The 1,687-nt window shown below is 68.3% G+C and carries 1 protein-coding gene; it reads right to left on the bottom strand.

Translation table 11 applies throughout. From position 1 onward, the window contains the following. Window positions 1-70 precede the first annotated feature (70 nt). A complete protein-coding gene (locus ACFU8Q_RS41340) occupies window positions 71-1,531 on the bottom strand; it encodes a nucleobase:cation symporter-2 family protein (protein WP_384465324.1) in 1,461 nt (486 codons plus the stop codon). Between the last annotated feature and the right edge of the window lie 156 nt (window positions 1,532-1,687).

Genomic DNA, 1,687 nt, shown 5'->3' with positions numbered 1-1,687 from the left:
CGGCAGCACCCGCGAGGGGTCGCCGTACGCGCCACAGCGCCGTTCCGGACGAAGCCGGGGGTTGTCCGGGTCAGTGCGCGGCCGCCGGGGCCGCGGCTGCCGGACTCCGCTCCTGCTCCCGCTCCTGCCCCGACGGGTCCGGATCCGGCTTCCTGCCCAGGTGGTTGAAGACCAGGTTGAGCACGATCGCCACGACGCATCCGGTCGAGATACCGGAGTCCAGCACGACCAGCAGATCCTTCGGGAACGCGTGATAGAAGTCCGGTGCGGCGATCGGGATCAGTCCGACGCCCACGGCCGCTGCCACGATCAGCGCGTTCTCGCCCTTCTCCAGCGCGGCGGTCGCCAGCGTCTGGATCCCGCTCGCCGCGACCGAACCGAAGAGCACGATGCCCGCGCCGCCGAGGACGGGCAGCGGGACGAGCGCGATGACGGACGCGGCGACGGGAACCAGCCCGAGCACGATCAGGATGCCGCCGCCGGCTGCCACCACGAAGCGGCTGCGAACCTTGGTCATCGCGACCAGCCCGATGTTCTGGGCGAAGGCACTGCACATGAATCCGTTGAAGAGAGGGCTGATGGCGCTGCCCAGGGTGTCGGCGCGCAGGCCGCCCTCGATGGTCCGCTCGTCCGCCGGCCGGTCGACGATCTTTCCGAGGGCCAGCATGTCCGCGGTGGACTCGGTCATACAGACCAGCATCACGATGCACATCGAGACGATCGCGGCGATCTCGAACTGCGGAGCCCCGAAGTGGAACGGCGTCGGGAAGCCGATCAGTTCGGCGTCCTTGATGGCGCCGAAGTCGGTGATGCCGACCGGGATCGCGATCAGTGTGCCGATGACCAGACCGAGCAGAATGGCGATCTGCTGGAGGAAGCCGCGCAGCAGTTTGCGCAGCGCGAGGACGATCACCAGCGTGACCGCGGCCATGGTGATGTTGGTCATCGAACCGTAGTCGTCGGCCATGGCGTTGCCACCCTGGGACCACCTGAAGGCGACCGGCAGCAGCGAGACACCGATCAGGGTGATCACGGTGCCGGTGACGACGGGCGGGAAGAAGCGGACCAGTTTGCAGAAGTACGGGGCGAGCAGGAAGCCGAGCAGGCCCGCCACGATGATCGCGCCGAAGATGACGGCTATGCCGTCGTGTCCACGGTCCTTTCCTATCGCCACCATCGGGGTGACACCGGCGAACGAGACGCCGTTGACGAACGGCAGCCGGGCGCCGATGCGCCAGAAGCCGAGGGTCTGGAGCAGGGTGGCGAGGCCCGCGGTGAAGAGGCTCGCCCCCATCAGGAAGGCGGTCTCCTTGGCGGTGAGGCCCACGGCGGGCCCCAGGATCATCGGCGGTGCCACCACGCCCGCGTACATCGCGGCCACGTGCTGGAGGCCGCTGGTGAACATCTTCAGCGGGGGGAGCGTTTCGTCGACCGGGTGTTTCCGGTCTGCCGAGGCCGATTCGGGGATGAGGTGCGGGTCGGCATCGGGTGTTGCGTCTGCGTCGTTGTGAAACCTGGGCGTAGCTGCCACGGCGGTTCCTCCGGTCGGGTACACGTCTGCGGTGACGTGGGTGTCAGGGAGGTGGTGCAAGTGGTGCGTTGGTGCAGGTGGGGGCAGGGCTTGCAGCTGGTGCGGGCAGCTTTGTCCATCGGTGCGGGGCACGTACCTGCGTACGTGGCCCCGCAC

It is taken from the genome of Streptomyces sp. NPDC057543 (genome assembly GCF_042801895.1).
Classification (GTDB): Bacteria; Actinomycetota; Actinomycetes; order Streptomycetales; family Streptomycetaceae; genus Streptomyces.
Note: the sequence above shows the minus strand (reverse complement) of the source record. Positions and strands in the feature narration are given on the sequence as shown.